Source organism: Nocardioides hungaricus, assembly GCF_054782915.1.
Genome location: NZ_BAAGRO010000019.1, coordinates 172,961 through 197,462 on the forward strand (window position 1 = coordinate 172,961; position 24,502 = coordinate 197,462).

Below are 24,502 nucleotides of genomic sequence, written 5' to 3' on the forward strand. Positions count from 1 at the left end.
TGGTGGACCGTGGCCGGCGGGGTCGGGGTCAGTGGGTATGTCGTAGGTACCGGTAGCCCATCGGGCTGGTCCACTCGATCGTGCTGGCGGCGGAGGCGGAGGCGGCGGGGTTGAGGGGGTGGTAGGTCCAGCCGCCGGTGGTCTTCAATCGATGGTGGGTCCGGCACAGCGGGTAGAGGTTCGACGTCGTGGTCGGGCCGGCGGGCCAGGGGGTCCGGTGGTCGAGGTCGCAGCCCCGCGAGGGCCGCTCACAGTCGGGGAACACACACGTCGGGTACCGGGCCCACGCCTGCTCCCGCATGATCGGGGTCGGGTCATGCCCGCCGGCCGACAACTCGGCGGCGAGGTCGAGCACCGGCCGCACCGTCACCCGCGTCCCGGCCTGCTGGCACCACTCCTTGACCTGGTCGGGGGTGACCACCGTGCGGGTGTTCTCCACCTCGACCATCGCCTGCCCGGGACGGGCGTGGGTGTAGAGCACCAGCTGCCGCTGGGCCGGGTCGTCGGTCTCGCCAGCGCCGAGCAGGCCCAGGGCAAGGGACCGGCGTACGTCCCAGGCGATGGCCGGGTCCAGGGCCGCGGCCTTCGCGGCGATCCACGCGTCGGCGGCGAGGGCGTCGGCCAGCGAGGCCACCCCGGTGAAGGGCACCATCCCATCGGAGGTCACCGCACGGAAGTGGAAGTCGAAGTGCCGCTGCTCGGCCGCCTGGGCTCGGCGGCGTTCGGCCTCGAGGGGGTCGTACTCCGCCCGGGCCCGCTCGACCTGCCGCTCGATCTCCGCGAACGAGCAGCGCTTCGCGACCAGCGCCAGATGCCGATCCACGGCCCCAGCCGCAGCCAGGGACAGGGACCGGGTGGCGTCGGCGATCTTGCGGGCCTTCCACACCGCCACCTCACCCGCGCACACCCGGCCCCACAGCCGAGGGAGCCGGTGGCACAGCTCGACCGCGTCCCCGATCAGCCGGGCACCCGGCTCGTGTTTGAGCCCAACCGCGAGCGCGAACTCCGCCACCGCGGACTCGTCCACCAACGGGGCGCCGTCACCGGCCAGCTCCAGGGGCCGCATCGCCCACTCCACCTCCGGGTCCGGCTCCTCACCCGGATGCAGCCCCGCCCACGCGACGGCCTGGACAAGCTGCTCGACCTGCGCATCGGTGATCACCGACGCGGTGTCGCGGGCAGCAGCCAGCACCCGCTCGGGAGTCAGGGTGCTGGTCGGTCTCATGTGGTCCAGCCAAGCACTCGCCACCGACACTCAGGGGCTCAGATCCCTTGTTTTGACCAGCATTCGGACACTTCCGAGAAGTTTCTTCGAAGAGACTTTCTGGCGTCATCCGGGCGGTGGTTTCGAGGCTCGGCGCTGGCGCGCCTCGCACCTCAACCACCGGCCCGACGCCCGCCGTACCCGCCTCTGCTGCCTGTCGGCCTGAACCCGAGCCGACCCGCAGCCCGATGGCACCAACCACCGAAGCCCGCTCAACCACGGACGAAGCTCGTCCGATGATTCGGCCGGGCTGCGGAGGTCGGACTCGGGGTAAACCCCGATGCCCCCTGTCCCCGCTCGCTGAGAGAGTTCCCCCATGCATCGTCAGATCGCCGGCCGGCTGACCGGCCCCGTCACCAAGTGGCTCGTACTGCTGTTCTGGATCGTCGCCGTGGTCGTGCTCGGCTCGCTGTCCGCGAAGCTGGCCGACGTCCAGAACAACGAGGCGTCGACCTGGCTGCCGGGCAGCGCCGAGTCGACCGAGGTCTCCCAGGAGCTCTCCAGCACCATCGACCCCGACGACATCCCGACCCTGGTCGTCTACAGCCGCGACGGCGGCCTCACCGACGCCGACAAGGCGCAGATCGACGAGCAGGCCGCCGAGCTGGGCGACATCGACGGCGTCGTCGAGGGCACCGTGCTGACGCCCGCGCAGGCCGCGCAGGCCGGCTTCGGCGGCTACTCCGACGACGGGGTCGTCGCGGTCACCGCCCTCACCTTCAACTTCGGGTCGAACGGCTGGAGCGACATCCCCGGGGCCGCCGACGAGATCCGCGACGTGGCCCGGATCGACGGCGTGACCGTCAACCTGGCGGGGTACGGCGGGCAGGCGGCCGACGCCGCCGAGGTGTTCGAGGGCGTCGACACGACGCTGATCCTCGGCGCCCTGATCGTCGTCATCGTCATCCTGCTCTTCACCTACCGCAGCCCGATCCTCTGGATCCTGCCGATCTTCAGCGTGGTGGTCGCCTACTTCGTGTCGGGCGGCGTGGTCTACCTGCTCGCGAAGTACGCCGACCTCACCGTCAACGGGCAGAGTCAGGCGATCCTCGGCATCCTGGTGATCGGCGCGGGCACCGACTACGCGCTCCTGCTCGTCGCCAGGTACCGCGAGGAGCTGCGCCGCCACGACAACCGGCACGAGGCGATGGCGTTCGCGCTGCACCGCGCGGCCCCCGCGATCCTGGCCAGCGCCGCCACGGTCGCGGTCGGGATGCTGTGTCTGCTGCTGGCCGACCTGAACTCGACGGCGGGCCTCGGCCCGGTGAACGCCGTCGGCATCGCGGTCACCTTCCTGGTGATGGTGACCCTGCTGCCGGCGCTGCTGGTGATCTTCGGCCGCTGGATCTTCTGGCCGAAGCGCCCAGCGTTCGGCTCCCGCGAGCCCAACGTCACCGGTCTCTGGTCGAGGCTCGGCGGCGCCATCGCGCCTCGCCCGCGGCGGGTCTGGCTGACGACGACGTTCCTGCTGCTGGTCGCCTGCCTGGGCGTCCTCAAGATCGACGCCGGCGGCATGTCCACCGAGGACACCTACACCAAGGAGCTCGACGCCATCAAGGGCCAGAAGGTGCTGGCGGCGCACGGCATGGTCGACAACTCCAACACCGTCCAGGTGGTCGTGAACACCGACGCGGCGGACGCCGCGGTCCAGGCGGTCGCCGGCATCGACGGGCTCGGTCCGACCACCGAGCCGCAGCCGATCTCCGGGAGCCGGTCGTACTTCGAGGCGCCGATCGAGGCCGACATCTCCTCGGCCACGGCGTACGACGCCGTGGCGGCGACGAGGGACGCGGTCCACGGCCTCGACGGGGCCGACGCCCTCGTCGGCGGCGGGTCGGCGTTCTACCTCGACACGAAGGCGGCCGCGAACCGGGACAACAAGGTGATCATCCCGACGGTCCTCCTGGTGGTGCTCCTGATCCTGATCTTCCTCCTGCGGGCGCTCGCGGCGCCGCTGATCCTGATCGGCACCGTGGTGCTGTCGTTCGGGGCCGCCATGGGCCTGTCGGCGCTCGTCTTCGACTACTTCATGCCGCTGATCACCGAGAACTGGCCGGCCGGCGCGCAGGTCGATCCGGGGTTCCCGCTGTTCGCGTTCGTGTTCCTGGTCGCCCTGGGCATCGACTACAACATCTTCCTGATGACCCGGGTCCGGGAGGAGACCGCCACGCACGGCACCCGCCGGGGCTCACTGATCGCCCTCAGCTCCACCGGAGGCGTGATCACCTCCGCCGGCATCGTGCTCGCCGCGACGTTCCTCGTGCTGGCCTCGATCCCGTTCGTCTTCCTCGCCGAGATCGGCGTGGCGGTGGCGCTCGGCGTCCTGCTCGACACCATGATCGTGCGCTCGGTGCTGGTCACCGCGATCGACCTCGACCTCGGCGGCAGGATCTGGTGGCCGAGCAGGCTGGACCGCAGGCCGCCCGTCCAACCGACGGAGCCCACCGACGAGGAGCAAGGAGTCCCGGCTAGCCTCTGAGTGTGGAGCAGCCCACCCCCCAGCAGGTACGCCGGGCGCTGGCCCGTGCCGAGCGGGGGGCCGCCCTCGACGTGGCCGAGGCGGCGGCGCTGCTGGCGGCGTCCGGGGACGACCTGGACCGATTGTGTGCGGTCGCGGCACGGGTCCGCGACGCGGGCCTGGTGGCCGCCGGGCGGCTGGTCGACGGGCGGGGCGTGGTGACGTACTCGCCGAAGGTGTTCATCCCGGTCACGAAGCTGTGCCGGGACCGGTGCCACTACTGCACGTTCGTGGAGGCGCCGGGTCACGCGGCGCGGGAGGGGCGGGCGCCGTACCTCTCCCCTGACGAGATCCTCGAGATCGCCAGCGAGGGTGCGAGGCTGGGGTGTCTGGAGGCGCTGTTCACCCTGGGTGACCGGCCCGAGGAGCGCTGGCCCGAGGCGCGGGCGTGGCTGGACGAGCAGGGCTACGACTCCACGCTGGCCTACGTGCGCGCGATGGCGGTGCGGGTGCTGGAGGAGACCGGCCTGCTCCCCCACCTCAACCCGGGCGTGATGTCGTGGGAGGAGATGAACCGGCTCAAGCCGGTCTCGCCCTCGATGGGGATGATGCTGGAGACCACGAGCCGGCGGCTGTTCGAGACCAAGGGGCTGGCGCACTTCGGCTCGCCGGACAAGGACCCCGAGGTCCGGCTGCGGGTGCTCGAGGACGCGGGCCGGCTCTCGATCCCGTTCACCACCGGCCTGCTGGTCGGCATCGGCGAGACGCTGACCGAGCGGGCGGAGACGATCTTCGCGCTGCGCGCCACGAGCAGGGCGTACGGCGCCGTGCAGGAGGTGATCGTCCAGAACTTCCGCGCCAAGCCCGACACGGCGATGCGGCACGCGGGCGACCTCGGCCTGGACGAGTACCGTGCCGCGATCGCGGTCGCCCGGATCGTGCTCGGCCCCAAGGCCCGCATCCAGGCCCCGCCCAACCTCGTGGACCACGCCGAGGGATCCGCGGAGTGCCGTCTCCTGCTGGGCGCGGGCGTGGACGACTGGGGCGGCGTCTCGCCGCTGACGCCCGACCACGTGAACCCCGAGCGCCCGTGGCCCTCCCTGGACCGGCTGACCGACATCACCGCCCAGTGCGGCTTCGAGCTGAGGCCGCGGCTGACCGTTCACCCGGAGTACGTCCGGGCCGGCGAGCCGTGGCTCGACCCGCGGGTCTCCGGCCACGTGGCCGCGCTGGCCACCGACGACGGCCTCGCGAGGCCCGGGGTGAAGCCGGCCGGCCGGCCCTGGCAGGAGCCGGACGGCGGGTTCGCGTCGGTCGGCCGCACCGACCTGTTCGCCGCGGTCGACCGGGAAGGACCCGGAGGGGGCCGCACCGAGGACCGACGCTCGGACTTCGCCGACGTGTACGGCGACTGGGACGCGGTTCGGGAGGCGGCCTCCCGCACCGGGGTCTCGACAGGCTCGACCAGCGACGGGTGGGCCGCCCTCAGGGCCGCCGAGCGGGACCCGGGCAACCTCTCCGACGAGCACGCGCTGACGCTGATGACCGCCGAGGGCCCGCTGCTGGAGCAGGTGTGCCGGCTGGCCGACGACCTGCGCCGGGAGGCCGTCGGCGACGACGTCACCTACGTCGTCAACCGCAACATCAACTTCACCAACGTCTGCTACGTCGGCTGCCGGTTCTGCGCATTCGCCCAGCGGCGTACCGACGCCGACGCCTACTCCCTCTCCCTCGACGAGGTCGCCGACCGCGCCGCCGAGGCCTGGGACCTGGGCGCCACCGAGGTCTGCATGCAGGGCGGCATCGACCCCGAGCTCCCGGCCACGGCGTACTTCGACCTGGTCACCGCCGTGAAGCAGCGGGTGCCCGGCATGCACGTGCACGCCTTCTCCCCGATGGAGGTCGTCAACGGCACCGCCCGCACCGGCCTCTCGATCGAGGACTTCCTGATCAAGGCCCGCGAGGCCGGCCTCGGCTCGCTGCCCGGCACCGCCGCGGAGATCCTCGACGACGAGGTCCGCTGGGTGCTCACCAAGGGCAAGCTCCCGGCCCGCACCTGGATCGAGGTCGTCTCCACCGCCCACCGGGTCGGCATCCCCACCACCTCCACGATGATGTACGGCCACGTCGACAACCCCCGCCACTGGGTCGGCCACCTCCGCGTGCTGAACCGTATCCAGGACCAGACAGGTGGCTTCACCGAGTTCGTGCCGCTGCCGTTCGTCCACACCTCCGCCCCGATCTACCTCGCCGGCGTGGCCCGCCCCGGCCCGACCCTGCGCGACAACCTCGCCGTGCACGCGATGGCGCGGATCCTGCTGCACGGCCGGATCCCCAACATCCAGACCTCCTGGGTCAAGCTCGGCGTCGACGGCACCCGCGCCATGCTCCAGGCCGGCGCGAACGACGTCGGCGGCACGCTGATGGAGGAGACCATCTCCCGGATGGCCGGCTCCGAACACGGCTCCGCCAAGACCGTCGCCGAGCTCATCGAGATCGGCGCCGGCATCGGCCGCCCGGTCCTCGAGCGCACCACGACGTACGACCGCCGGTAGCCGCCCGAGCGCCCACGGTGACCGAGGTCACCCCCGCCCGGGCCCTTCGGTCCTATCCGGCACCCGCCCTCCGACCCGACCGTGGGTCAACGACCGCGACCGCGGGCGACACGGGCACACCTTGGAGGGGCCATGTTCGAACAGATCCTCGATCCGGTCGGCGGCTCGCTCGCCTGGTCCGCGGTCGCCGCGGCGCTCCCGCTCGTGCTGCTCTTCGTGCTGCTCGGAGTCTTCCGCGTCAAGGCCCATGTCGCCTCGCTCGCCGGCCTCGCCGGCTCGCTCCTGCTCGCCGTGCTGGTCTGGGAGATGCCGCTGCGGCAGGCGGGCAGCTCGGCGCTGGAGGGAGCGGTGTACGGCGTCTTCCCGATCCTCTGGATCCTCGTGAACGCGCTGTGGCTCTACCGCCTCACGGTCATCACCGGCTGGTTCGAGGTGCTCGGCGACCGGATCCGGGCCGTCTCCGACGACCAGCGGGTGCTCGCCATCCTCATCGCGTTCTGCTTCGGCGCCCTGCTGGAGTCGCTGGCCGGCTTCGGCGCCCCGGTCGCGATCTCGGCCGCGATGCTCATCGCCGCCGGCATGGCCCCGCTCAAGTCCGCGGTCGTCTCGCTGCTGGCCAACACCGCCCCGGTCGCGTTCGGCGCCATGGCCGCGCCGATCATCACGCTCAGCGCGGTGACCGGGCTGGACCAGGACTCGCTCGCGCAGATGGCCGGCCGGCAGACGCCGTTCATCGCGCTGATCATCCCGTTCGTGCTCGTCCTCCTGGTCGACGGCCGCCGCGGCGTCCGCGACGCATGGCCGATCGCGCTCGTCGCCGGCGTCTCGTTCGGGCTCGCCCAGTTCGTCACCTCGAACTTCATCGCGGTCGAGATCACCGACATCGTCGCCGCGGTCGTCACCATGGCTGCCGTCCTGGCGATGACCCGCCTCTGGAGGCCCGCGCACCACCTGGGCTTCGGGTCGGCCGATCCGACCGGCGGCGACGCGCCCGCCGGCGGCGGCTCGACCTCCTCCGAGCTGGCCGCGGCGGGCAACACCCAGACCATCGAGCGCGTCGACACCCAGTCGACCGGCCCGGCCCGGCTCACCTGGGGCGCGGTGGCGCCGTACCTGGTCATCATCGCGGTCTTCTCGGTCTCCCAGGTCCCGGTGATCAAGGACTGGCTGACCGCGCACGGCTCCTGGATCTTCGACTGGCCGGGCCTCGACGTCGTCGACGCCGAGGGCAACCCGGCCGGCGCGGCGACCTTCAAGCTGGACCACCTCAAGGCGCCCGGGACGCTGCTGCTGCTCTCGGGCCTCCTGATCGCAGGGCTCTACCGGATCGGCCCGCGGCGCGCGGTGATCGCCTACCGGGACACGCTCGTGCAGCTGCGGTTCACCGCGGTCACGGTCACCTCGGTGCTCGCCCTCGCGTTCGTGATGAACCTGTCCGGCCAGACCGCCAGCCTCGGCTACGCGCTCGCCTCGACGGGCGGCCTGTTCGCCCTCCTCTCGCCGCTGATCGGCTGGATCGGCGTCGCGATCACGGGGTCCGACACCTCCTCGAACTCGCTGTTCGGCGTGCTGCAGGTCACCGCGGCCGGTCAGGCCGGCATCGACCCGGTCCTGACCGCGGCGGCCAACTCCTCGGGGGGCGTCCTCGGCAAGATGCTGTCGCCGCAGAACCTCGCCGTCGCCGTGGCCGCGACCGGGATGGTGGGACGGGAGGGCGACCTCTTCCGCAAGCTGATCGGGTGGAGCCTGGGCCTGCTGGTGCTGTTCACCGTGCTGGTCTACCTGCAGTCCACGCCGATCCTTGGTTGGATGGTGCCATGAGCGAGACGCTCGCGGCGCGGCTCCGGGCCGCGGTCGCCGACCCGTCGGACGTGCGGCTGCGCCCGATCGACCGGTACGCCGCCGCGAGCGACGCCTCCCACTTCCTGCTCACCCCCCAGGCCGTCGTCGTGGCCCGCGACCGCGACGACGTGGCCGGCCTGATGCGGGCGAGCGCCCGGCTCCGGGTCCCGGTGACGCTCCGGTCCGGCGGCACCAGCCTGTCCGGCCAGGGCGTCACCGACGGCATCCTGGTCGACGTGCGGGCCGGGTTCCGCGACCTCGAGGTGCTCGACGACGGCGCCCGGGTGCGCGTCCAGCCCGGCCTGACCATCCGCCAGGTCAACGCCCGGCTGGCGCCGTACGGCCGGCGACTCGGGCCCGACCCGGCCAGCGAGGGCGCCTGCACGATCGGCGGGATGGTCGCCAACAACTCCAGCGGGATGGCGTGCGGCACCGTGGAGAACAGCTACCGCACGCTGGACTCGCTGGTGCTGGTGCTCCCGTCGGGCACGGTGGTCGACACCGGCGTCCCCGACGCCGACGAGCGGCTGCGCGCCGCCGAGCCGGACCTGCACGCCGGCCTGGCGCGGCTGCGGGACCGGGTCCGGGGCAACCCGTCGTCGGTGGAGACCGTCCGCCGCCAGTTCGCGATGAAGAACACCATGGGGTACGGCGTCAACGCCTTCCTCGACCACGACGCGCCGGCCGAGATCCTGGCCCACCTCGCGGTCGGCAGCGAGGGCACGCTCGGCTTCGTCGCCGAGGCCACCTTCCGCACCGTGGCGGTGCGCCAGGAGGTGACGTCCACGCTCGCGGTCTTCGCCTCGCTCGCCGACGCCAACCGCGCCCTGCCCGCACTGGTCGGCACCGGCGCCGCGACCCTCGAGCTGATGGACGCGACCTCGCTGCGCGTCGGCCAGTCGCTGCCCGACCCGCCGGAGCCGATCGCGCGGCTGCGCGTCGACGCCCAGGCGGCGCTGCTGGTCGAGTTCCAGTCCACCTCCGCCGAGGAGCTGCGCGACCTGGCCGCCGCCGGCGACCGGGTGCTGGCCGGCCTGCCGCTGACCAGTCCCGCGATCCTGACCTCCGACGCGGCCGCCCGGGCCAGGCTGTGGAAGCTGCGCAAGGGCCTCTACGCCTCGGTCGCGGGCGCCCGGCCGCCGGGCACGACCGCCCTGCTGGAGGACGTGGTGGTGCCGGTCGAGCGGCTCACCGACACCTGTCTCGAGCTCGGCCGGCTCTTCGAGGAGTACCGCTACGAGGACAGCGTGATCTTCGGCCACGCCAAGGACGGCAACGTCCACTTCATGCTGACCGACCGGTTCGAGTCCGAGGAGCAGCTCGAGCGCTACGCCGGCTTCACCGAGGACCTGGTCGACCTCGTCCTCGGCCACGGCGGGTCGCTGAAGGCCGAGCACGGGACCGGCCGGGTGATGGCGCCCTACGTCCGCCGCCAGTACGGCGACGAGCTCTACGACGTGATGCGCGAGCTCAAGCGGCTCGTCGACCCGGGGCTGGTGATGAGCCCCGGCGTGATCCTCGACGACGACCCCCGCGCGCACCTGCGGCACATCAAGCTGCAGCCGCGGGTCGAGGAGACCGTCGACCGCTGCGTCGAGTGCGGCTTCTGCGAGCCGGTCTGCCCGAGCCGCGACCTGACCCTGACCCCGCGCCAGCGCATCGTGGTGCGCCGGGCGGTGGCGTCCGCGACCGAGCGGGGCGAGCTCGGCCTCGCCGAGCGGCTGGAGGAGGACTACGAGTACGCCGGCGTGCAGACCTGCGCCGTCGACGGCATGTGCCAGACCGCCTGCCCGGTGCTGATCAACACCGGCGACCTGGTCCGGGAGCTCCGCGGCGAGCGCCACCGGGCGCCGGCCGAGGCGGCCTGGCGCGCGGCCGCCCGGCACTGGTCGTCGGCGTCGCGCGCCGGCTCGGCGCCGCCGTCGGGCGCGGCCACGCTGCCGGGCCCGGTGGTCACCCGCGCCGCCGCGGCCGCCCGCGCCGTCGCCGGCGTGGACAACGTGCCGTCCTGGTCGCCGGAGCTCCCCGCCGGCGGCCGGCGTCGCGGCCGGGGCGGCACCGGGACCGACGTCGACCACGCCGACGCCCTCTACCTGCCGGCCTGCGTGAACGCGATGTTCGGGCCGGCCGGCGAGGGCCGCGGGGTGCAGTGGAGCCTGGAGCGGCTCTGCGAGCGGGTCGGGCTGCGGCTCGCCGTACCCCCGGACGTCGACGCGCTGTGCTGCGGCACCCCGTGGTCGTCCAAGGGCTTCCCCGACGGCAAGAGGGCGATGGCCGAGCGGGTCGTCCGGTCGGTGCGCGGCGCCCTGCACCGAACCCTGCGCGATCGCCGGCTCGTCGTCGTCAGCGACGCGAGCAGCTGCACCGAGGGGTTCCTGGGCATCCTGCGCGACGCCGGCCTCGACGTCGAGGTCGTGGACGCGGTGCAGTTCGTCGACGAGCGGGTCCTGCCGCTCCTCCCCGACCACGACCGGCTGCCGAGCCTGACCCTGCACCCGACCTGCTCCTCCACCCAGCTCGGCGCCAACGACGCGCTGGTCCGGGTCGGCGAGGCGGTGGCGAGGGAGGTCTTCGTGCCGCCGAGCTGGGGCTGCTGCGCCTTCGCCGGCGACCGCGGCCTGCTCCATCCCGAGCTCACCGAGTCCGCCACCCGCGTCCAGGCCGCGGAGGCCCGCGCGCGCGGATCCTCCGCCCACGCGTCGTGCAACCGCACCTGTGAGCTGGGCATGACCCGCGCCACCGGCAGCGACTACCGGCACGTCCTGGAGCTGCTGGAGGAGGTCACCCGCCGGCCCAGCAGCTCCTCGACCTGACGCGCGATCTCGAGGTCTTCGCGCGCGGCCACCACGACGACGCCGTCGCCGATCACGCCCTCGCCGTCGAGCGCGGCGTTGGCCGCCGCGTCCAGGCGTACGCCGAGGTGCGCGAGGCCGTCCGCGACCGCGGCGCGCAGCTCCGGGTCGTGCTCGCCGACGCCGCCGGTGAACACCAGCACGTCCAGCCCGCCCGCCGACGCGGCCATCCCGCCCGCCTCGCGCACCAGCCGGTGCACGTAGACCTCGACCGCGAGCGCCGCCGCCGGGTCGCCGGCCGCCAGCGCCGCGCGGACCTCGCGGAGGTCGCCGGACGTCCCCGAGAGCCCCTTCATCCCGGACTCGCGGTCGAGCACGTCGTACAGCTCCTCGGCCGTGACCCCCTCGCGGCGCAGCAGGTGCAGCATCAGCCCGGGGTCGACCGAGCCGCTGCGGGTCTGCATGACCAGCCCCTCCAGCGGCGTGAACCCCATCGTCGTGTCCACCGACTCCCCGCCGCGCACCGCGCACAGCGAGGCGCCGCCGCCGAGGTGGCAGGTCACCATCCGCAGCTCCTCCGGCGGCCGGCCGACCAGCTCCGCGGCCCGTCGCGCGGCGCCGGCGTGCGAGAGGCCGTGGAAGCCGTAGCGGCGCAGCCGCCATCGCTCGTTCCACTCCCGCGGCAGGGCGTAGGTCGCCGCGGCCGGCGGGATCGTGGCGTGGAAGGTCGTGTCGAAGCACGCCACCACCGGCAGGCCCGGGTGCCGGGCGAGCAGGTCGCGTGCGGCGTCGAGCGCCCTCGGGTTGTGCAGTGGCGCCAGGTCCGAGACCGGCACCAGCGCGTCGAGCACCGACGCGTCGACCCGCGTGGGAGCCGTGAGGTCGGGGCCGCCGTGCACGAACCGGACCGCTGCGGCGTCGTACGGACCGCCGTCGTCCTCCTGCGCCCGGCCGTCGACGACGATGGAGGTCTTCAGGCTGCTCGACCCCGGGTTGATCACGAGGATCCGCACTACCCGGTCCACTCCCAGTCGCGGATCTCCGGCAGGTCCTCGCCGGCGGTCCGGATGTGCTGCCGGTGCCGGACCAGCGCGTCCTTGAACCGCTCGCGCGCCGCCCCCGACGTCGCGTGCAGCCGCGGCACCCGGTCGATGACGTCCATCGCGAGGTGGAAGCGGTCGATCTCGTTGAGCACCGTCATGTCGAACGGCGTGGTCGTGGTGCCCTCCTCCTTGTAGCCGCGCACGTGGAGGTTGTCGTGGTTGGTGCGCCGGTAGGTCAGCCGGTGGATCAGCCACGGGTAGCCGTGGTAGGCGAAGATCACCGGCTTGTCGCGGGTGAAGAGCGCGTCGAAGTCCGCGTCCGACAGCCCGTGCGAGTGCTCCTCCTCCGGCTGGAGCCGCATCAGGTCGACGACGTTCACCACCCGGATCCGCAGGTCCGGCAGCTCCTCGCGCAGCAGCTGCACCGCGGCCAGCGTCTCCATCGTCGGTACGTCGCCGGCGCAGGCCATCACCACGTCCGGCTCGCCCCCGGCGTCGCCGGAGTCGTTGGAGGCCCAGTCCCAGATGCCGATGCCCTTGGTGCAGTGGACGATCGCGTCGTCCATCGAGAGGTACTGCCGGGCCGGCTGCTTGCCCGCGACGATCACGTTCACGTAGTGCCTGCTGCGCAGGCAGTGGTCGCCGACCGACAGCAGCGTGTTGGCGTCCGGCGGCAGGTAGACCCGGACGACGGTCGCCTTCTTGTTCACCACGTGGTCGATGAAACCGGGGTCCTGGTGCGAGAAGCCGTTGTGGTCCTGGCGCCACACGTGCGAGGTGAGCAGGTAGTTGAGCGACGCGACCGGCCGGCGCCACGCGATCCTGCGGGTCGACTCCAGCCACTTCGCGTGCTGGTTGAACATCGAGTCGACGAGGTGGATGAACGCCTCGTAGCAGGAGAAGAGGCCGTGCCGGCCGGTGAGCAGGTAGCCCTCGAGCCAGCCCTGGCAGGTGTGCTCGGAGAGGATCTCCATGATCCGGCCGTCGGGCGCGAGGTGGTCGTCGTACTCGCGGATCTCGGCGTTCCAGGTGCGGTCGGTGACCTCCATGACGTCGCCGAGCCGGTTGGAGGAGTTCTCGTCGGGCGCGAACAGCCGGAAGCTGTCCATGTTCTCGGCCATCACGTCGCGCAGGAACCGGCCGAGCACGCGGGTCGCCTCGGCCGAGCCGGTGCCGGGCTTGTCGACGTCGACGGCGTAGTCGCGGAAGTCCGGCATCCGCAGGTCGCGCAGCAGCACGCCGCCGTTGGTGTGCGGCGACGCGCTCATCCGCAGCTCTCCGTCGGGGCGCAGCGCGGCGATGTCCGGCGCGGGCGCCCCGGCCTCGTCGAAGAGCTCCTCGGGCCGGTAGCTGCGCAGCCACTCCTCGAGCACCGCGCGGTGGCCCTGGTCGGTGCGGGCGTCGGCGAACGGCACCTGGTGGGAGCGCCAGTAGTCCTCGATCCTGAGACCGTCGACCTCCTTCGGCCCGGTCCAGCCCTTGGGCGAGCGGAGCACGATCATCGGCCACGGGCGCCGAGGCACCGGCCCCGCCGACGTCCGCGCCTCGCCCTGGATGTCCGCGATCTCGTCGAGTGCCTGTGCCAACGCGCCGGAGAGGTCCGCGTGCATCTGCGCGGGGTCCGAGCCGGCGACGACGTACGGCGTGTGCCCGTAGCCGCGCATCAGCGCGGTGAGCTCGGCCTCCGGGATCCGCGCGAGCACCGTCGGGTTGGCGATCTTGTAGCCGTTGAGGTGCAGGATCGGCAGCACCGCGCCGTCGCGGCGCGGGTCGACGAACTTCGTGCTGTGCCAGCTGGTCGCGAGCGGCCCGGTCTCCGCCTCGCCGTCACCGACCACGGCGGCGACCACCAGGTCGGGGTTGTCGAACGCGGCGCCGTACGCATGCGAGAGGGCGTAGCCGAGCTCGCCGCCCTCGTGGATCGAGCCGGGGGTCTCCGGCGCCGCGTGGCTCGGGATGCCGCCCGGGAACGAGAACTGCCGGAACAGCCGCCGCAGCCCGCGCTCGTCCAGGCCGACGTCCGGGTAGATCTCGGAGTAGGTGCCCTCCAGGTACGACGCGGCCACCACCCCTGGGCCGCCGTGGCCGGGGCCGGTGACGAAGACCATCTCCTGACCGCGCCGCATGATCGCGCGGTTGAGGTGGGCGTAGACGAAGGTCAGGCCGGGCGTCGTGCCCCAGTGGCCGAGCAGCCGCGGCTTCACGTGCTCCTCGCGGAGCGGCTCGCGCAGCAGCGGGTTGCCCATCAGGTAGATCTGCCCGACGGAGAGGTAGTTGGCGGCGCGCCACCAGCGATCGAGGGCGGTGAAGTCGGCGTCCATGCCTCCACCGTTGCGGGGCCACCGCGCCCCGCGCAAGGGTCTTCGGTCCACGAGCAGCGTGAGGGGCATGGGCGCGGGTAGCGGGTGCGCGGTCCGGTTCGGCTGCCTGCGGGACGGCCCGGTCCGACGTCGCGACGTGCGCGCGCGGGATCCTCCGTGCCGGCACGGAACGTGATGCTGACCGAGCGCCAGACCGAGTTCATCGAGGAGATGGTGTCGACCGGCCGCTACCAGAACGCCTCCGAGGTGCTCCGTGAGGGGCTCCGCATGGTCGAGGAGCGCCAGCGCACGTACGAAGCCGGCCTGGACGCGATCCGCGCGAAGGTGCGCGTCGCCGCCGACCAGATCGACGCGGGCGAGGGCGTGAGGGTCTCCGACGAGGAGCAGTTGGAGAGCTACCTGGCCGGCGCCGCCCAGCGGGCGAAGTCCCGCGTTGCGCGCCGGCATGCGACGGGTGGCTCGCAGGCTGCTTCCGAGTGAGCAGCCGGTGGCAGCTCAGCCCGACCGCGCAAGCTGACCTCGACGACATCCTGACCTGGTCCGTCGAGAACTTCGGCGACCAGGCCGCCGACCGCTACGCAACGTTGATCCTCTCGGCACTCGCCGACATCGCCTTCGACTCGCGCCGTCCCGGCGCCGTGCTCCGCGAGGATTGGGGCTCGGGGCTGATCTCCTGGCACCTGCAAGGGAGCCGCGCACACGCCGGGGTCGCCGGGGGCCGAGCGCGCCGGCCGCGGCACCTGGCCGTCTACCGCCTGTCCGGCGAGGTCATCGAGGTTCTCGCCTTCATCCACGAGCGGGAGGCCCCCGACGCCACCTCGAGGCGACCGACGAGGCAGAGGAGCCGTAAGCCCCTCCTTCGAGGGCGCCTGGTGGGAGCCTCTGCGGCGTTGACGGGTGGGGGTCGCCGGCGTTGGTCGTCAGCCGGGTTCTGTACGGTGCCGGCGAGGACGGCGTCTAGCGTCCGGACCGACGCCCCGCCCTCTGGGTGGAGGGCGGGGCACCGGCGGGTGGGTGGCGCTAGAACCGGGGCAGCAGCATCGCCGGCACCGTCGCCTGCCAGGCGGTGGCGGGTCCGGTGGCGCGGGGCTGGGTGCTCCGGGCCGGGCCCTGTCGGCGCTTCTTCTTGGCGGGCTTGACCGTGACCTTGGCGATGGCGTCGGCCGGGGACAGGTCGGCGTTGCCCGCGTAGGTGGCGTAGATCGCGCGGGTGCCGGGCCGCTTGAAGGCCATCCGGGCGGTGCCTCGGCCGTCGACGAGGCGCAGGGTGGTGGTCCTGCCGCCGGCCAGGAGCGTCACCATCCCGGTGGGGCTCAGGCCCGGGGGTCCGGTGACCGTGACCCGCAGCCTGCTCGGCCTCGTGGCGACCACCTTGCCGATCGGCTTGACCGACACTCGGGCGGCGGCCCTGTCGACGGTCACCAGGACCGGCGCGGCCGAGGCGTTGTACGCCGTGTCGCCGGCGTAGGCCACGGTGAAAAGGTTGACCCCGACGCCGAGCGCGTCCGCCGGCACGGTGAGGGTGGCCGTGCCCTGGGCGAGCTGCGCGGAGCCGACGGTCCGGTCGCCGTTGGTGACGGTGATCGTGCCGGTCGGCGGCGCTTGTCCGTCGCCGGTGACCTGCACCCGGATGGATGCGGGCCCCCCGTAGTCGACCGCGACGGAGGCCGCGGAGACCTCGGCGGCGCCCTTGGCGAGGGCGGTGACGGTCACCAGCACCGGGGCGGTGGCCCCGTTGTACGCCGCGTCGCCGGCGTACTCCACGGTGAGCAGGTTGGCCCCGTCGTCGAGGGCGCCGGCGGGGACCGTGAGGGTCGCGGTGCCGGCGGCCAGGGTGGCGGTGCCGACGGCCTGCCCGGCGCCGGTGCGCAGCGTGAGCGTGCCGGTGGGCTGGGTCGCCGCGCTGCCCGCGACCTGGACCGGGATCGAGGCCGGCTGGCCGGCGGTCACGGTGGCCGAGCCCGCACTCACCACCGGGGTGGCCTTCTGCGGGGTGCCCGGCCCGGTCGGACCGCCGCCACCACCGCCACCGCCGCCGGTGGGCGGTGCCGGGAGCGCGGTGCCGGTCAGCGTCACGGTGCTGCTGCCGCCGGGGACGTCGCTGGCCACGACGAGCTCGGCGGTGGAGGTGAGGTTGGCCCGCGACGGCGCGAACCGGATCCGGATGGTGCAGGTCTGGGTCGGCTCCAGGGTCTCCCCGGTGCAGGCGTTGGCGTTGACCAGGAAGTCGTCGGCCGCGGCCGGGTCCTCGGCGGTGGTGTCGACCTTGCCGACGCGCAGCAGGTTCGACCCGGTGTTGGTGACGACCACCTCCCGCGAGGAGCCGATGGTGTTCACCACCTGGTCGGGGAACGCGCCGGGGTCGCTGACCTCGGCCTGGGTGCCGACCGGGCCCGAGAGAGTGACCACGTCGGTGCGGTCCTTGCTCTCGTCGCTCTCGTCCTTGTTGTCACCCCTGCCTCGGTAGAAGCTGTCGAAGCCCTGGTCCATGATCAGCCGGACCTGGGCGCCGGGCACCAGCCGCTCGGGCATCGTGCCGATGCCCTCCCAGGCGCCGGCGTTGTCGCTGTAGTCGGGCTCGACGTCCAGGGGCAGCTGGGTGCTCAGCCGCCGCGGGGCGATCTCGGGGTCGCCGTTCCACGCCCACAGCGTCTGCGCCGAGGCGGGCGTCGACCCGCCGCCGACCGCGGAGAGGATCAGGTACTCGCCGCGGTCGTTCTTGCGGATCTCCCGGATCGAGTCACCGCCCAGGTCGAGCAGGATCGGCTCCCCGAACCTCGCCCGGGTCGCCGCCCCGGAGGTGAGGTCCTCCAGGTTGGTCAGCGGCACGATCAGCGCCTTGCCGCCGGCGACCCTGCCCGCCAGCGGGGAGCGCAGGCCGAGGTAGAGCGCGGAGCCGTCGGGGGAGAACTCGACGCCCTCCATGTTGAACCCGTCGACCGGGTCGGGCCGCATCTTGGCCGCGGTCGCGGCGCGCAGCCCGAACCGCCCGCCGTTGTCGTCGTCCCACTCGACCAGGTCGCTACGCAGGTTGCCGTAGCGGACCCCGACCGGGGTCAGCGTGGCGTCGGCGCCCGTGCCGCTCAGGCGGGTCTGGTAGATGGACTGGCGGGAGAGCTGGACGTCGCCGGCCTTCTTGTTGCCGTGGGAGCCGAACCACCAGATGTTCTCGCCCTTGCGGGCCGAGGACTCGAAGTCGATCTCGGTGCCGCCGCTGACCTGCGGGAGCGGCCCGACGGGGAACTCGCCGACCTCGTGGCCGGAGACCTCGGGGTCGTAGAGCCGCACGTTGGGGCGCTCGTCGTCGGCGACCATCAGGTAGCCGTCCCCCACGTCGATCGCGGTGGAGGCATCGCTCACCCCCATCAGCACCCGGCTGGTCGGCGTGGTCGCCCGGGAGGCGCGGTAGGCGACGCTGAGGGTGGTCTCCTTGCCGGTGGTGCCCCTCACCGTGAAGGTGATCTCGAGGTCCCCGGTCGGCTTCTGCGGGTCGATCGCGATGGTGCGGTAGGCGCCGGTGCCGGTGATCTCGATGTCGTCGGCCGTGACCGCCTCCGGGTCACTCGAACCACCGGTCGTCCTGATGCCGGCCAGGGTCAGCCCGATCCCAGCGGGGTCGACCAGCCTCCCGGTGGCGTCGGCCTGGGCCAGGTAGACCGGGATCGAGGGGTTGGTCGGGTCGCCCACCACGCCGGGCCTGGCCCGGGCACTGACCATGATCTCGTCGCTGCCGAGGAACGTCTGGTACCGCGTCGGGCCCCAGAGGGGCTGGGCGAGCGGCAGGTCGGGCTCGGCGGCAGTGACCCGCATCGGGGCCGAGGTCTTGGTGACCCCGGTGTCGCGGCAGGTGAAGCGGATCTGGAGCTGGCGGCCCAGGTCGGTCACCGAGGGCCAGTACTGCTGGCTGGTGCCCGGCCCACCCAGCCACGCACCAGGGAGGATCGTGTAGTGGGGGTTGCCGGTGACGGGCTCGCCGTCGCGCAGCCACCGGACCGGCTGGCCGCTGGGGCAGGTGCCGCCCGGGAAGGCGCTGCCGGGGGGCACAGAGAGGACCTGGCCGACCTGCGGGGTGCCGGTGACCTGGACGGACTCATCGCCCGGGTCGAGGGGCGGGCTGGTGAAGTACACGGTCCAGTTCGGCGATACCTCGACGCTCTCGGCGGACGGGTCGGTCAGGGTGAGCAGTCCGGTGGCGGGGTCGTAGGAGCCGGCCCCGGCCGGGGTCACCGCGAGGGTGTCGGCGGCGCGCGCGGACTTCAGCGGCACGGTCACGCCACCGGTGCGGTAGGCGCCGACGTAGATCGACTGCCCGTCGGACTCATAGACGGCCGCAGGCTTGACCCAGTCGGAGAACGCGGAGAGGTCGGCGATCCGGTTGCCCCGCAGGCGCAAGCCGTCGGTGGGGGACTCCTGGTTGCCGATCCGGGCGAGATCGCGGCCGATCGGGGCCAGCACCGAGGCGTCGGTGATCTCGTTGTCGGCCAGGTCGAGGGTGGTGAGCACCTCGGGGTCGAACTTCCCGACCAGCGGAGCGACGTCCCTGATGCCGTTGTTGCCGAGGTTGACGATCTTCATGGCCGGGAACGCCGGCACCCGGCTGACGTCGGCGACCTGGTTGTCCTGGAGGTCGAGGAAGGACAGCTTGGTCAGCCCGGCCAGGGGCGAGGGGTCGCTGATCTGGTTGCCGCGCAGGCCCAGCGTCTCGAGCTGGGGGAGGGTGGCCAGCGGGGTGACGTCGCTGATCTGCGCACGGGCCACCTGCAGGGTGCGCAGCTTGGTCAGCCCGCTCAGCGGGGACAGGTCGCTGACCGTGTTGGTCCTGGCACCGAAAGAGATGTTGGTGAAGGAGAGGAGGTTGCGCATGGCCTCCAGGCCGGTCAGGTCGCTGAGCGGGTCGCCGAGGTTCTCCAGGGTGTCGACCAGCAGGGCCTCGGCCTTGGTGACGTCCTGGCCGGGGGTGCGGGTGGCGCCGAGCCGGACGCTGAGGCGGGCGTTGACGGCGGCCTTGAGGGTCGGGTCGGGGATGGCGACCAGGTTCGGGTCGGGCTCGGGGTCGCCGGGCTGCTGGCCGATGCTCACCGTCACCGCGGTCGAGGTCGAGGCCGCGTAGGCCGCGGCGTCGGTGGGGGCGTAGACCGCGGTGAGGGTGTGGTCGCCGACCGCGAGGACGCTGGTGGTGATCGAGGCGGTGCCGCCGGTGACGGCGGCCGAGCCGAGACTGGTCGCCTCGTCCTTGAACTCGACCTCGCCGGTGGCCGCGGTCGGGGAGAGGGCGGCGCTCAGGGTGAGCGTGGAGCCCGCGACCCGGTCGCCGGTGACCTCCAGGGTGGTGGTCGTCTCGGTCGGCCCGGTGACCGGCGCGTCGGGGTCGGTGGTGAAGTTCACCGTCCAGGTCGGCGGCGGGTTCCCGGTCGCGGTGAACAGGGTCAGGCTCTCGGCCGTGCCGGTCCTGGTCAGCAGGCCGCTGGCCTGGTCGTAGAACCCGGTGTCGAGCGGGCGGACCTCGACGGTGGTCGAGGCGAGGGCGGGCTTGAGGGAGACCTGCACGCCGCCGCTGGTGTAGGGGCCGACGTAGACGGTCTGACCGGCCACCCGGCTCGAGGTGGGCGGGGCTGACCAGCCCGCGAAGGCGGAGAAGTCCCGGATCCGGTTGGTGCCCAGCTTCAGGCCCTGCGTGCCGGGCAGGCCGCTGCCGAGCTTGCCGCCGGCCGCGCCGTAGGCGGCCACCGGGGAGGGGTCCACGATCCTGTTGCCGCTCAGGTCGAGCGTCGTGAGGACCGCCTTGTCGAACTTGCCCGCCAGGGGGGCGATGTCGACGATCTTGTTGCCGCCCAGCTGCAACGCGGTCACGCCCGGCGCCACCGGCATACCGGAGAGGTCGGTGACCTGGTTGTTGGTCAGCGCGATCACGGTCAGGCCGGTCAGGCCCGAGAGCCCGTCGAGGCTGGTGACCTGGTTGTTGTTCACGGCCAGGGTCTTCAGCCCGGTCAGGCCACCCAGCGGGGTCAAGTCGCTGACCTGGCCGTTGGGCAGACTCAGCCCGGTCAGCTTGGCGAGCCCGGCCAACGGGGTCAGGTCGGTGAACGTGTTGCCCTGCACGGTGAGCGGCATCTGGAAGGAGGTCAGGTTCGTCAGCGCCTCCACCCCCCTCAGGTCGCCGATCGGGCCGGTGAACGCGGTGGCCGTCAAGGTCGTGACCGCCGCCGCGTCGGCCTCGGTGACGTCCTGATCGGGGGTCCGGCCGCCACCCAGGGCCTTGTTGATCGCGGCCTTGAGGTTGGCGTCGGGGATGGTCACGACGTCGGTGCCCGCGGCATGGGCGGCCAGGGGGGCGGAGGCGAGCCCGGCCAGGGCCACCAGGAGGGCGAGGACCAGCGAGACCAGGCGACGGCTGGCCGCGCGACGGGGACCGGCTACGGGGACCGGTGACCGGTCCCGTCGGGCATGGACGACCTGCATGGGAGGAGACTCCTGACGATAGGGCAGACGATGGGCAGACGAGTGGGTCGGCCGACGGGCAGCCGGCCGCGAGCGCCTCGGCCCCGAGCCCGATCGGCCTCGCGCACACAGGCCCCTACGCAAGCAGAGGCGGGCCGACGGCGTCAGGGCAGCGGGAGCGAAATCCGTGCGAACGATGCGCGAACACCCGGCCCGGAAGCCGTCGGGCAGCCGCCCGGAGAGGGCCGGTGTCGTCGAGAGACCGGGAGACAGCCGGGGCCGACACGCCCGGAAGCACGTCTCGACACCGAGTGGTCACCGTCCGTTGGGGGTCAACCCCGCCCGCGACCTGTTCTCATGGATGTGAACGCATCCCGGGTCCGGGCCCCGGCCCCGGAGCGGCTCGCACTCCCCAACGATGGGGAGGTCGCGCTGCACCGCAGTCGAAGTGCGGTGCAACGCGACCGGCTTTGTCACGCCTCTATCCAAGGAGCAACATCATCATGGTATCCACCCCCTCCGGCCGCCGGCTCCGCCGGTCCGGCCTGGCCGCCGTCGCGGCGGCCTCGATCGCGGGCGGCCTGCTCGCGGCCGGCACCGGCCCGGCCTCGGCGAGCACGCCCTACGCCGGCGTCGTCATCAACGAGGTCGAGTCCAACGGTGACGCCACCGACTGGGTCGAGCTCTACAACACGACCGGGTCCGCGATCAGCCTGTCCGGCGCGATCCTGAGCGACTCCAACGACTCCAACGCCCTCGCCCTCACCGGCACCATCGCCGCGGGCGGGTACGCGGTCTTCGACGTCAGCACCAGCTTCGGCCTCGGCAACCCGGACTCGGTGCGGCTGTTCGAGGGCTCCACCTCCGGCGAGCTCGTCAACTCCACCAGCTGGGTCGCGCACTCGCCCACGACCTGGGGCCGCCTGCCCAACGGCACCGGCGGCTTCGCCATCACCGGCGGCGCCACCCGCGGCGCCCTCAACGTGGGCCCCGGCTCGATCGGCAACATCGACGGCGTCGTGCTCAACGAGATCGAGGGCAGCGCCGACGCCACCAACGGCGACTGGGTGGAGCTGCTCAACACCACCGGCAGCACCATCGACATCAGCGGCGCCGTCATCGCCGACAGCGACCCGGGCCACAGCCTCACCGTGCCGGCCAGCACCACGCTCGGCGCCGGCGCCACCGAGGCCTTCCGCGTCGACGCCCCATCGCGGCCCGGCAACTTCGGCCTCGGGGCACCCGACACGGTCAGCCTCTTCCAGCCCGGCGACACGACGCGTGACCCTGCCAACCTGGTCGACAGCTACTCCTGGACCGACCACGCCGTCTTCACCTTCGGCCGCAACCCGGCCAATGACCCCGACACTGACGGCATCGGCGAATGGGAGCCCACCGCGGGTGGCACCTACGGCACGGCCAACAACCAGTTCACCCCCATGACCGCCCCGACGCTGGCCGGCGTGAAGATCAACGAGGTCAAGACCACCGGCGACGACGTCAAGGGCGACTGGATCGAGATCCGCAACACCGCCGGGGCCGACCGGACCATCGCCAACGCCATCCTCTCCGACAACGACGACTCCAGCGTCTTCCGGGTGCCGGACACCACCCCCGACCTGGCCCCCGGCGCGGTCGCCGCCTTCCGCGTCGACGACCCGGCCGTCCCGGGCAACTTCGGCCTCGGCGACGCCGACTCGGCGCGGCTGTTCAGCGCCGACGCCCTGCTCCTCTCGGACGTCGCCCCGGTCGACGGGCAGGCCTGGACGACCCACGCCCCGACCAGCTGGGGCTTCGAGACGGGCTCCGAGGTCGCGACCAACAACGCGACCTTCGGCGCGGCCAACGACTACTCGCTGCCGACCGTCGAGGACAAGTCGTTCATCGTGCTCAACGAGATCGACTCCTCCTCGCCCAGCGGCGGTGCGGACTTCATCGAGCTCAGGAACACCGCGAGCACGACCATCGACATCGGCGGCATGGTCCTCTCCGACAGCAACAACAACAACGTCGAGGTGATCCCGAACAGCACCAACCTGGCTCCCGGTGCCGTCTACCTGGTCAACCCCGGCTTCGGCCTCGGCTCCGAGGACGCCGCACGTCTCTACCGCGACAACAGCGCCCTCGACGGCAGCGGCAACATCAAGCCGAGCGCCATCCCGCTCGACCACCACGAGTGGACCCAGCACGCCCCCGGCGACACGATGTCCCCGGCCGTGAACAAGTCCTACAACCGCTCCGCCAACGGCCTCGGCGACTGGGTCGTCGCCACCGCCACCCCCGGCACCCCCTGAATGACTGAGTGACCCGCCCGGTCCGGGCGCGGCCGAGAGAGACTGACCGCACCCGGACCGGGCATCCGGATGCCGCCGGGGCAAACCCCCCGGCGGCATCCGCGATCACGAACCGGCCGGCCCATGCACGTCGGGCCCACCCTCCTCGAGCCCGCCTGCGTCGAGGTCGTCGCGAGGGATATAGATGTTGAGCCGCCGCAGCCAGCCCGGCGACTGCTCACGAGCACGCTCGCTGGCCAGCAGCGGATGCAACGGCTGCCAGGGACGCGTCAACGGACCCCGCCCCCGCGCCCACTCCGGCGCACCACGCTCCGCACGCACGAACTCACGCTCGACGACGACCGCCAACAGGGTGTCCCACTGCGCACTCTCGGTCGGCAACGGCTCGGCCTCCCACGCCCCCACCAGCGGCGAGTCCTCCTCACCGAGGAGCTCCCGAAGCTGCCCGCGCGCGCGGAGGACCATCCGCCACGCCGACTCCACCTCACCCAGACGAACGTGCTTCTTGATCCTCAGACAGGTGGCCGGCGTGGACAACACCCCCCGCTCCGCCGCGACGGCCAGGCCGCCGCCGATCCGCAGACACCGCACGTAGGCACGCGCATAGGGATGCACCGCGCCGCTGAGCCACTCCGAGAATCGACCCGGCCTGGAGCCGACGGCAAAGGCGAACTGGCCCTGCGTCAGGCCGCTGGCCGACACCAGCTCGCGCAGGTTCGAGATCACCTCGAGGCTGTCGGCGTCGAGGCCCTCGGCGTCGATGTCTCCCCCTGGCACAACTCCCCAACTTCCGATGCACGGTCAGGCTACGGGCCGAGGTCGTGGCGAACTGGATGGTCGCGCTGGGACGTGGGTGAGCCCGTCGTGCCCGACGCGGCCGGCCGGTCCACTGACGCGCCTGGACGAGGACGTCCTGGTCGAGCAGCCGTTGCTCTGACGGATCCACCGGACTATGGGCGATCACGTGCTGCCCTGGTCGGCGCTGCGTCACTGGGGGCCGGCCGAGTCCATGCGGTTCGACCCGCACCCGCCACCGCCGAAGAACCACCCGGGAGTCGGGGTCCTCTGCACGGCGCTCGACGTCGAGACGGCTGTCGTCGAGACCTTCGGGCAGCAGCGGACCATCGACACCGCCGACGGGCGGCCCAAGGCGACGTCGTAGCGGCCGACACGGCCGCTGCGGCTGCTGAACCTGACCGACGACTGGGCGTTGCGGAACGGAGCCTCGCACTCGTCGGCCTCCGGCGACGCTCGACGTCCCGGATGTGGGCACGCGCGATCGGCGAGACCTGGCCCGACCTCGACGGGCTGTGGAGCCAGAGCACCCTGACCGGGCACACCAACGTGACGCTGTGGCCACCGGCGACCGACGCGTTCCCGGCGACCCCGGAGTTCTCCGAGTGCCTCGAGGCCGCCCCGATGTGGGCGGTCCTGCGCGAGATCACCCGGCGCTATCCGAGCTACCGCCTGAGCTGACCACCGGGCCCGGGCCGCA

At 72.7% G+C, this 24,502-nt stretch carries 14 protein-coding genes; 9 read left to right on the forward strand and 5 right to left on the reverse strand.

The window, feature by feature from the left end:
• Positions 1–28 precede the first annotated feature (28 nt).
• A complete protein-coding gene (locus ACYVKX_RS08405) occupies positions 29–1,225 on the reverse strand; it encodes an HNH endonuclease signature motif containing protein (protein ID WP_460830645.1) in 1,197 nt (398 codons plus the stop codon).
• A 355-nt stretch (positions 1,226–1,580) separates the two neighbouring features.
• Here ACYVKX_RS08405 and ACYVKX_RS08410 point away from each other — a divergent pair, with 355 nt between their 5' ends.
• From ACYVKX_RS08410 to ACYVKX_RS08425, 4 genes are all read left to right on the forward strand, one after another.
• Positions 1,581–3,743: an MMPL family transporter gene (locus ACYVKX_RS08410; RefSeq protein ID WP_460830647.1), complete on the forward strand. Its 2,163-nt coding sequence runs from the start codon at positions 1,581–1,583 to the stop codon at positions 3,741–3,743.
• 2 nt (positions 3,744–3,745) lie between these two features.
• Positions 3,746–6,277, forward strand: a complete 2,532-nt coding sequence (locus tag ACYVKX_RS08415) for a bifunctional FO biosynthesis protein CofGH (protein WP_460830649.1) — start codon at positions 3,746–3,748, stop codon at positions 6,275–6,277.
• Positions 6,278–6,409: 132 nt separating this feature from the next.
• Complete coding sequence (locus ACYVKX_RS08420; protein WP_460830652.1) at positions 6,410–8,098, forward strand: L-lactate permease; 1,689 nt, start codon at positions 6,410–6,412, stop codon at positions 8,096–8,098.
• Positions 8,095–10,932: an FAD-binding and (Fe-S)-binding domain-containing protein gene (locus tag ACYVKX_RS08425; RefSeq protein WP_460830654.1), complete on the forward strand. Its 2,838-nt coding sequence runs from the start codon at positions 8,095–8,097 to the stop codon at positions 10,930–10,932. The genes ACYVKX_RS08420 and ACYVKX_RS08425 overlap by 4 nt, the downstream gene beginning before the upstream one ends.
• Here ACYVKX_RS08425 and ACYVKX_RS08430 read toward each other — a convergent pair.
• Complete coding sequence (locus ACYVKX_RS08430; protein WP_460830658.1) at positions 10,869–11,924, reverse strand: acetate/propionate family kinase; 1,056 nt, start codon at positions 11,922–11,924, stop codon at positions 10,869–10,871. The genes ACYVKX_RS08425 and ACYVKX_RS08430 overlap by 64 nt on opposite strands.
• Positions 11,924–14,275 (reverse strand): phosphoketolase family protein, encoded by a 2,352-nt coding sequence (locus tag ACYVKX_RS08435; protein ID WP_460830660.1) that lies wholly within the window; start codon positions 14,273–14,275, stop codon positions 11,924–11,926. Before ACYVKX_RS08435 ends, ACYVKX_RS08430 begins: the two co-directional genes overlap by 1 nt.
• 156 nt (positions 14,276–14,431) lie before the next feature.
• On the opposite strand from ACYVKX_RS08435, the gene ACYVKX_RS08440 reads away from it, so the two are divergent.
• Both ACYVKX_RS08440 and ACYVKX_RS08445 read left to right on the forward strand, forming a co-directional pair.
• Positions 14,432–14,755: a type II toxin-antitoxin system ParD family antitoxin gene (locus tag ACYVKX_RS08440; protein ID WP_460830663.1), complete on the forward strand. Its 324-nt coding sequence runs from the start codon at positions 14,432–14,434 to the stop codon at positions 14,753–14,755.
• Positions 14,752–15,414, forward strand: coding sequence for a type II toxin-antitoxin system RelE/ParE family toxin (locus tag ACYVKX_RS08445; RefSeq protein ID WP_460830666.1), 663 nt, complete (start codon positions 14,752–14,754; stop codon positions 15,412–15,414). The genes ACYVKX_RS08440 and ACYVKX_RS08445 overlap by 4 nt, the downstream gene beginning before the upstream one ends.
• Here ACYVKX_RS08445 and ACYVKX_RS08450 read toward each other — a convergent pair.
• Complete coding sequence (locus ACYVKX_RS08450; protein WP_460830668.1) at positions 15,296–20,734, reverse strand: Ig-like domain repeat protein; 5,439 nt, start codon at positions 20,732–20,734, stop codon at positions 15,296–15,298. The two genes, ACYVKX_RS08445 and ACYVKX_RS08450, sit on opposite strands and share 119 nt — an antisense overlap.
• A gap of 482 nt (positions 20,735–21,216) precedes the next feature.
• Between ACYVKX_RS08450 and ACYVKX_RS08455 the strand changes: the two genes are divergently transcribed.
• A complete protein-coding gene (locus ACYVKX_RS08455; RefSeq protein ID WP_460830670.1) occupies positions 21,217–23,007 on the forward strand; it encodes a lamin tail domain-containing protein in 1,791 nt (596 codons plus the stop codon).
• A gap of 105 nt (positions 23,008–23,112) precedes the next feature.
• On the opposite strand, the gene ACYVKX_RS08460 is transcribed toward ACYVKX_RS08455, so the two are convergent.
• Positions 23,113–23,733 carry a hypothetical protein gene (locus tag ACYVKX_RS08460; RefSeq protein ID WP_460830674.1) on the reverse strand — a complete coding sequence of 207 codons (621 nt, stop codon included), beginning with the start codon at positions 23,731–23,733 and terminating at the stop codon, positions 23,113–23,115.
• Positions 23,734–23,959: 226 nt separating this feature from the next.
• Here ACYVKX_RS08460 and ACYVKX_RS08465 point away from each other — a divergent pair, with 226 nt between their 5' ends.
• Together ACYVKX_RS08465 and ACYVKX_RS08470 are read left to right on the forward strand one after the other, a co-directional pair.
• Entirely contained in the window at positions 23,960–24,169 is a 210-nt protein-coding gene (locus ACYVKX_RS08465) for a hypothetical protein (RefSeq protein WP_460830678.1), read from the forward strand.
• Positions 24,170–24,270: 101 nt separating this feature from the next.
• Positions 24,271–24,483 (forward strand): hypothetical protein, encoded by a 213-nt coding sequence (locus ACYVKX_RS08470; protein ID WP_460830681.1) that lies wholly within the window; start codon positions 24,271–24,273, stop codon positions 24,481–24,483.
• The last annotated feature ends 19 nt before the right edge of the window (positions 24,484–24,502 follow it).

Coding starts and splice junctions, on each gene's coding strand:
- ACYVKX_RS08405 (WP_460830645.1), bottom strand. CDS start 1,225: ATGAGACCGACCAGCACCCTGACTCCCGAGCGGGTGCTGGCTGCTGCC.
- ACYVKX_RS08410 (WP_460830647.1), top strand. CDS start 1,581: ATGCATCGTCAGATCGCCGGCCGGCTGACCGGCCCCGTCACCAAGTGG.
- ACYVKX_RS08420 (WP_460830652.1), top strand. CDS start 6,410: ATGTTCGAACAGATCCTCGATCCGGTCGGCGGCTCGCTCGCCTGGTCC.
- ACYVKX_RS08425 (WP_460830654.1), top strand. CDS start 8,095: ATGAGCGAGACGCTCGCGGCGCGGCTCCGGGCCGCGGTCGCCGACCCG.
- ACYVKX_RS08435 (WP_460830660.1), bottom strand. CDS start 14,275: ATGGACGCCGACTTCACCGCCCTCGATCGCTGGTGGCGCGCCGCCAAC.
- ACYVKX_RS08450 (WP_460830668.1), bottom strand. CDS start 20,734: ATGCAGGTCGTCCATGCCCGACGGGACCGGTCACCGGTCCCCGTAGCC.
- ACYVKX_RS08455 (WP_460830670.1), top strand. CDS start 21,217: ATGGTATCCACCCCCTCCGGCCGCCGGCTCCGCCGGTCCGGCCTGGCC.
- ACYVKX_RS08465 (WP_460830678.1), top strand. CDS start 23,960: ATGGGCGATCACGTGCTGCCCTGGTCGGCGCTGCGTCACTGGGGGCCG.
- ACYVKX_RS08470 (WP_460830681.1), top strand. CDS start 24,271: ATGTGGGCACGCGCGATCGGCGAGACCTGGCCCGACCTCGACGGGCTG.